This window comes from Siphonobacter sp., from assembly GCF_048595215.1.
In the GTDB taxonomy this organism is placed as follows: domain Bacteria; phylum Bacteroidota; class Bacteroidia; order Cytophagales; family Spirosomataceae; genus Siphonobacter.
On record NZ_JBMDWJ010000100.1, the window covers coordinates 1 to 7,443 of the forward strand.

General features: G+C 45.2%; 10 protein-coding genes. 8 read left to right on the forward strand and 2 right to left on the reverse strand.

The window, feature by feature from the left end; genetic code table 11:
• The 7 genes from ACOJTG_RS05570 to ACOJTG_RS05600 all read left to right on the forward strand — a co-directional run.
• The coding region (locus tag ACOJTG_RS05570) for a helix-turn-helix domain-containing protein (protein WP_420152907.1) at positions 1 to 229 on the forward strand (229 nt) is incomplete at its 5' end.
• 123 nt (positions 230 to 352) lie between these two features.
• Positions 353 to 1,255 carry a helix-turn-helix domain-containing protein gene (locus tag ACOJTG_RS05575; protein ID WP_420152908.1) on the forward strand — a complete coding sequence of 301 codons (903 nt, stop codon included), beginning with the start codon at positions 353 to 355 and terminating at the stop codon, positions 1,253 to 1,255.
• Between the two features lie 199 nt (positions 1,256 to 1,454).
• On the forward strand, positions 1,455 to 2,042 hold the full coding sequence (locus tag ACOJTG_RS05580) for an SGNH/GDSL hydrolase family protein (protein ID WP_420152909.1): 588 nt from the start codon (positions 1,455 to 1,457) through the stop codon (positions 2,040 to 2,042).
• Positions 2,043 to 2,119: 77 nt separating this feature from the next.
• The gene (locus ACOJTG_RS05585; RefSeq protein ID WP_420152910.1) at positions 2,120 to 2,848 is read left to right on the forward strand and encodes an esterase family protein; all 729 of its coding nucleotides are present in this window, start codon (positions 2,120 to 2,122) and stop codon (positions 2,846 to 2,848) included.
• 389 nt (positions 2,849 to 3,237) lie between these two features.
• The gene (locus ACOJTG_RS05590) at positions 3,238 to 3,945 is read left to right on the forward strand and encodes a DUF4198 domain-containing protein (protein ID WP_420152911.1); all 708 of its coding nucleotides are present in this window, start codon (positions 3,238 to 3,240) and stop codon (positions 3,943 to 3,945) included.
• A gap of 58 nt (positions 3,946 to 4,003) precedes the next feature.
• Complete coding sequence (locus ACOJTG_RS05595; protein ID WP_420152912.1) at positions 4,004 to 4,288, forward strand: transcriptional repressor; 285 nt, start codon at positions 4,004 to 4,006, stop codon at positions 4,286 to 4,288.
• 784 nt (positions 4,289 to 5,072) lie between these two features.
• Positions 5,073 to 5,330: a hypothetical protein gene (locus tag ACOJTG_RS05600; RefSeq protein WP_104715643.1), complete on the forward strand. Its 258-nt coding sequence runs from the start codon at positions 5,073 to 5,075 to the stop codon at positions 5,328 to 5,330.
• 105 nt (positions 5,331 to 5,435) lie between these two features.
• Here the strand turns inward: ACOJTG_RS05600 and ACOJTG_RS05605 are convergent, their stop codons facing one another.
• Positions 5,436 to 5,663 carry a hypothetical protein gene (locus ACOJTG_RS05605; RefSeq protein ID WP_420152913.1) on the reverse strand — a complete coding sequence of 76 codons (228 nt, stop codon included), beginning with the start codon at positions 5,661 to 5,663 and terminating at the stop codon, positions 5,436 to 5,438.
• Between the two features lie 139 nt (positions 5,664 to 5,802).
• Positions 5,803 to 5,931, reverse strand: a complete 129-nt coding sequence (locus ACOJTG_RS05610) for a hypothetical protein (RefSeq protein ID WP_420152914.1) — start codon at positions 5,929 to 5,931, stop codon at positions 5,803 to 5,805.
• 476 nt (positions 5,932 to 6,407) lie between these two features.
• Between ACOJTG_RS05610 and ACOJTG_RS05615 the strand changes: the two genes are divergently transcribed.
• Entirely contained in the window at positions 6,408 to 7,280 is an 873-nt protein-coding gene (locus ACOJTG_RS05615) for a helix-turn-helix domain-containing protein (protein ID WP_420152915.1), read from the forward strand.
• Positions 7,281 to 7,443 lie beyond the last annotated feature (163 nt).

The window sequence follows — 7,443 nt, forward strand, 5'->3', positions numbered from 1 at the left end:
GTATTTGAGTGGCCGTAGCCTGGCTACATTCAAACGCGATTTTGAGAAAATTTTTCATCTCTCACCGCACCGCTGGCTCTTAAATAAACGCTTGCAGGATGCTTATTTCCTGATTAAAGAAAAAGGACGAAAACCTTCGGAGGTTTATCTAGAAGTGGGCTTTGAAGATCTGTCGCATTTTTCCTTCGCTTTTAAAAAAGCCTTTGGTCAGCCTCCTTCGTTAGTATAAGGACGCTATTGTTTGAATTTTACAAGTATGCCTTTGTTTTTCGTAAGTCTCAATACTTGATATGCTGTACTTTTGCTACAGTATATTAACCCAAGGGATTTGAATTAAACACCCGCGAAGCGTATGGCAACGATTGAAACCTTAGAAGATTTTTATCAGACTAAATTCAATGAGCAGCCCCCCAATCTTGAACAGAATTTGGGGCATTTCAACGTATTTCGGCTGGAAGACTGCCACGGCCCGCACGGGGCTCCGGTGAAATACACCCGTCGGGATTTCTACAAAATCAGTCTGATTCGGGGAAAGAACGTCTTTCACTACGCCGATAAAAGTCTGGAAGTGGAAGGGCCAACCCTCATGTTTTTCAATCCCAAAGTACCCTACACCTGGGAGTCGCGTTCGGAAGACTATACGGGCTTTTTCTGCATTTTCAAGGATGCCTTTTTTACGGAGAAAATGCGAGACCCCTTATCCGAAATGCCCATGTTCGCCAGCGGCGGTAAACCGGCCTTCATTTTGCCAGAAACTCAGGAACAGCAGGTGAGTGCTTTGTTCGAAAAAATGCTCGCTGAAATGCAGTCGGATTATCGGTTTAAATACGATCTGCTTCGCAATTACGTCATCGAGCTGATTCATGTAGCTTTAAAAGTCCAGCCCTCGCAAACGCTCTACCAGCATCCGGATGCGAATGCCCGTATTACGGCGATTTTCTCTGAGCTACTGGAAAGGCAGTTCCCCATTGAAACGCCTTCACAACGATTCAAGCTGCGGTCGGCCAAGGATTTTGCCGAGCACTTAGCCGTACACGTTAACCACCTCAATCGAGCTATTCGGCAAACGACGGGAAAAACAACGACTGATCACATTACCGAACGACTGACTAGCGAAGCCAAAGCCCTGCTCAAACATACTAACTGGAATATTGCCGAGATCAGCTATTGTCTGGGATTTGAGGAGCCTTCGCACTTTAATAACTTCTTCAAAAAACACGTGTCTTTAACCCCCTCGGCGTACCGTTATCTCTAATGAGTATGGGCCCTCAAATTTCCGAACTCGAAGCTCAAGTCCGGAAATTTGAGGGCCTAACTCTTTCACTATACGTTAATTATTCTTCGAGAATACTAAAATTTAAACCTCCGAGTTCGAATTTGGGTTTTACCTTCGCACGTCGCAGCCACTAATTTATTCTTACAGCCCTGATTGGCCTGTATCCATTAAGCTTTTTATGATCTGGTACGAAGAAGAAGTAAAACAATTAAAACAACGAATTAACCCGGCTCAACTAAACCGTACAGTCTTTTACGGTAGTTCCTCCATTCGTTTATGGTCAACGCTGGCTCAGGATTTTCCTGATACGCCTGTACTCAATCTCGGCTTCGGTGGCTCGACCCTGGCCGCCTGCTCCTGGTACTTCGAAGAGATCGTGGTGCCGAGTAAGCCTCGGGCAATCGTTTTTTATGCGGGCGACAATGATCTCGGCGATCAACGACATCCTGAAGAGGTATACCTGTTCTTTTGTACGCTGGTCGAACGCCTGAAAAAGAAGTTACCCGATGTACCCTTGGTCTACGTATCCATCAAGCCAAGTCTGGCCCGCTGGGATTTGATTGAAAAAATCAAGCATACGAATGCACTCATTGCCGAAAAAATCAAACAGACCCCAGGATTTACCTACCTGGATATAACCCACGCCATGCTGGGAGCGAACCACCGGCCCCGACCCGAACTCTTCGAAGCGGACGGTTTACACCTTAGCCCAGCGGGTTATCAGGTCTGGACGAAGCTACTGCGGCCTTACGTAGAGAAATTTTAATGATTTATTCATACCAACGATACGACCAGATTTAGAAATCATTGAGAACTTAGGGGTCTTCCTTGTCATCCTTACCTATGCTTCGTAACCCACACGGCTGGTATAGTCCAGTGCTTGAGCGACACATGGATTTACTCGTCTACGGCCACGCCGGGGCTCGCGTTTTGATCTTTCCAACCCGTCGGGGTCGGTTTTACGAATACGAGAAACTGGGTCTGGTCGAGGCTCTTCGGGATAAAATCGAACAAGGGTGGCTACAACTGATCTGCGTTGATTCGATTGACGCCGAAAGCCTGTACAGCGAAAGTATTCCTCCCGCCGAGCGTATTCAGCGGCACATTGCCTACGAAGCGTATATCTTACAGGAAGTACTGCCTTTTTCGGAGAAACTGAATCCGGGTTCTTTTCTGATTTCCCACGGTTGTAGCTTCGGAGCTTTTCACGCCGTGAATATTGCCCTGCGGCATCCCGAGCAATTTGGTAAAGTAGTAGCCTTTAGTGGTCGTTACAACCTCGCGGTCCCTACATCCGAGTTTCGGGGACTGTTCGACGATTACTACGACGAAAACATCTACTACCACACGCCTAATCACTTTCTTCCCAATCTGCACGATGAGCAGTTGCTAGCCAAAATCCGTAAGTTGGAATTTGTCATCGTCATTGGTAGCGACGATCCCTTCCTGGAAAGCAATTTTCAGCTCGAACGCGATCTGACCCACAAAGGCATTTCTCATGAATTCTACGTTTGGGAGGGCCGGGCTCACCAGGCCGATGCCTGGCAAAAGATGGTAGATATCTATCTGTAACGGGCTACTGGCTCTAAAACTTCACTTCTGCAGACTATTCTTCAACTTACTGCATTCGGATACCCATGCTGTATATACGAACGGAGCTTCTCTAGTCTCTTCACAGTAGGACGGATTTAACCGTTCCATACGTTCTGTATGTTTCATGAGAGATTGTGAGGAATACGAACTCTTCTCGCTTGATACCTTGCCCACAAGTATGGTTTTTAGATAATCAGTTGATTCGAAAAGGTTTTAGGATCAGTAGACTAGCTGTAATTATAATTTTTATTTGGACTCATTATAAATAGATGTGTAATTTAGCCGCTAGTAAGAAGAAAAAAGGCCGCTGCTCGTCCTTCTTGGCTGTATGCAAACACGCCTTCTCACTTTTCTTTAACGACTATTTTATGAAATTAAAAGCTACTCTGTTATCGCTGGCTCTGTTTTTGAGCGTCAGCAGTGCCTTCGCTCACGCCCTCTGGTTGCAAACGCCCGCTATCGGCAAAAAAGGACAAGCTCAAACCGTCAAAATTAGCTACGCTGAACCGGGCGAAACGCCGGAAAAAGTTGCCGACTGGTATTCTGACGTAAAGGAATTTAGCCTTTGGCTGATTGCTCCAGACCAAACCAAGACCAAACTTTCGGTAAGCCCAGCTAATGACCATTTTACGGCTACCTTTACGCCAACCCAGGATGGTGTGTACACGCTGGCCGTTGGGCACGAAGCCAAAGACTTGGGTGGTACTACCAAGTACCAGTTCAATGCAACGGCTACTGTTACGGTGGGCAAAGCCAGTGGTAAATCCGCTACTCCCAATGAACTCAATGTCGCATTAGCTCAAGACAAGCCTTTCAAAGTAGGAAAGCCCGTTTCACTGGAAAGTGTATTTAAAAATACGCCTTCCGAAAAAATCTATATCTCCGTTCACTCTCCCAGCGGTTGGAGCCGTCAGGTCGTTACCAACGCCCAGGGTGTAGCCGAGTTTACGCCGCTATGGCCGGGTACGTACTACGTGGAAGGCTCTAAAACTGAAAAAGAACAGGGTCAACTTCAGGGAAAAGAGTACAAGTCGGTTTGGCGTTGTGCTACGCTGACCTTCGATGTAGCTCCCTAGCTCTTAACATTTAGCGGCAGGTCCTCTTTTCGATGTCCTGCCGCTTTTTTCACTAGTAATGATGCACAGTATCAACAATCGGATTGACACGTACTGTATAGAACGGGGCATTCGGAAGTCCATTAAACGAAATCAGGTAGCAACGGTGCTCGAGCGTATTCACGAAAGCATGGATGCTGAACAGGTTTGGTTACTGCTTAAGAAGAATCATTTTCAGATCAGCATTGGGGCCGTATATCAGGCTCTGAATTGGCTGGTCGAGCATGGCTTTGTCGAAAAACATATCCAGGCTGATCGTAAGTTTATTTACTATCTTACCACTAAAGAATCAGAGCTTTCTTGAATCTCAAGGTGTACTACTTAACAACTATTTGTATGCCGCTAAACATGTGCTTACAGAAAAAGAGAAGTCTGATGATCAGGCTTCTCTTTTTCTGTAGGGGATCTTCCGATAAGCTATCTACCTAAAGAGTACCTCTTCAGCTTTTGATGTACTTGATTGATTCGTTACGATCGGACGAACAAACTGTCTTCAAGACTCTTGCTACAGGTTTTGCTTAACCTCATTTAGTGTACTGGGAGCTTCTGAGTGCTTGACCGGGGTGGTACAAGCACTCATCATGAAAAGCTATTACCCATCTAATCATCAACCATTTACGCGAGTCTAGTACTGTACATTTCCAGAAATTTTCGCGAAGAAAAACGAACCGTTTCTTTTTCTTCGCTCGCTAACTGATACTAACGGGTAACCAACGTCAGTAATTCTGCAATCAGTTGTACGTTAAGCGGACTTATCTAATCTCAATGTATAAAAGCGAAAAGACTTAAAAACCTTTTAAGTACCAAAATATTCTGCTTACACGGCAAACCTTTCCATTAGTCGAATATACGCCTGCACAAGCTAAGCAGGCGGCAACTTTGTATCACTGATTTAGTCAGAGGAGTGGCGGCTTTGATGACCGTGGATGAACAAACTCCAAGACCTACCTGCGACGACAGACAGGCGTTAACTATACCTCTGCAACAGTAGAAGGGCTTTTATTTGGAGATTATATTTTATACTAATACTAAGTTACCATTTGAACTATAGATCCATGCATAAGACAACACCCGCGATAGTAACCCCAATGTCCGTTCAGGATTATCTGGATGCTCTCATTACCATTTACGTGGACGAATATCTTAAAGGAGTAGAACAAGCCCCCACTGACTTACCCTACCAATCGCCCTATGAGCCGCTGGTGAAGCGTGCCATGAAAGCCTACGAAGGAATTATTAAGCACCCTGGCCTTTTTGAAGATATTTATGATGACTTTAAACTTGAGTTTCAAGAATACGGACTTGAGATATCTAAAGTCATAGCCGTACGGCAACACGTCTGGTAATTATCTTTTCTAGGATTGCAGACCCAATGATACCCCCTTCTGAAGAAGAAGGCCCTATTTAGTAGCGTCTATTATCAGAATTGTCTGAAAAGGTCTAGAACATTTTCAAAGCGTTAGCGTAGGTTGATGGTCGGGTAGTTGTACTACCAGTCCCTGACTCGTCTGCTTAGAGGACATTGAATCAGTACCCCCCAGCAGCGACACACGGCGAACCGGCGTCAGGTGTAAATCCTTCTCGCTAGCGATGTAATCACCACTTTGTCTCCCTCGGGCCAGTCCATCACCGTGGCATCCAAAGCCTCTCCTTGCCGGTAAACCGAATAGCTTCTTCACTAAAAAGCCTTGCTTTTGCCTTCGTTGAAACCCTCAGCCGACAGCAGAGCCGTCCCTTGCTGAGCCGGACCCTCCCCAAATACTATCGCCTGCTGATTCCCCTGCTTATCTATATTGTTGTTTTAGTGTAGTTCCAGAGCTAGTGTTTGCTGTTGTACAAGTCCACGTTGTCGTGCTGATCAGCCATGGTTATTAAGTACTGGCCACCGGCCTGCTTGTAGAAAGCCACCAGCTCCTCGGGGGTCCCCGTGTTCTCCTTGCCACGCATGAATGACAACTTAAAGCCGAATGTAGAAGGGGGTTCGCACAGGTGAATACGGATGGCTACTTTCCTTACACATGCCTCGGGCGTACCAGTTATTGGCTTCGGCTTGGCACTAGGTTTCCCAGGAGGCTCACATGCCAAACTTGGCATCCATAATCTGCAACTACTTGAGCAATACCCAGATCGGCAAGAATGAGCCTTTCCGAGTCATTTAGACAAGAACGACTCTGGAAAGGCTCAGTACGGGTAATAAACCAAGCGTACTCTTACGAGCAATCTGCAATTTATGAATTCATAATTAGTCTTGGGGTGAGAGCTTGAAGACTTCAAGTGCTGTAACTGATACAAAAGTATAGTATAATTAATTATTTAAATTATACAAAATGGGCTTTAATTATCACAAATCGGGCTTTTAGCTATCTTTGCTAGCAGGAAGGAGTACAAAAGGAATAGTATTTATACCTATTAGTCAGTCAGTTATGCATAATACCGGATTTAAGGCGAGCTTTTCGCTGCTGCACACGGACTACGTCCAGTTGAACAAATCGTGGAATTATCGGGAGGTGATGAGCCCGTTTTACCGGATTTATCTCATTGACGGTGGTCAAGGATCCCTCGGTGATACCGATCAGGCTTTGGTATTAGAGAAAGGGTACTTGTATCTTATTCCCAGTTTTACGCGGTGCGATCATTCCTGCCAAGATTGGCTAAGCCAGTACTATGTACACATTTTAGAAGAGAACCCAACTGGATTATCACTCTTTGCCTATAGTCGGCGGGTGATCAAAATAGAATCCAAACCGGAAGATTTTATTCTTTTCAAACGGCTCTTACACTTAAATCCAGGGCGTGATCTAAGAAGAAGTGATGACCCTCGAGAGTATCAAAAGCAGCCCTTACTTAAAGATTTCAAGCAGCGAAACAATGATATCCCTTTCGCTGACTACCTGGAGACAAATGGCCTGATTTTACAACTACTGTCACGCTTCTTGGTCAACGAAGAATGGTTGTTAGCTCAGCAAACGCGAATGCCTGCCAAAATTCAGTTGGCCATTCATTATATTCAAATGCATATGGGCAGTCCCATAACGGTGACAGCCTTAGCAGAACACGTGAATCAAAGTGCTCACTACTTTTCTAAACTGTTTTTACAGGCTACGGGTCAGCGACCCTTGGAATATCTGATACAAAAGAGAATCGAGAAGGCTCAATTCTTAATGTTAACAACCACGTTGAGCTTATCAGAGATTGCCATGGAAACGGGCTTTGACAGTTTATCTTATTTCTCCCGCAGCTTCAAAAAGGTTACTGGACAAAGTGCCAGCCAGTACAGCAGAGCAAATATCTTTTAATTAAAGGGCTATATACCAAGTAGTCAGCAGCTGGATGCTTTAGATTACGAATACACGCTAAAGGCATAGAAGCATCCCAAGCCGTCAGTACAGCACCGATTTGTTGAATTGTTTGCTACATTACCTGAAACTTAACGCCTGCTATTAAAAATCAGCATGGAAG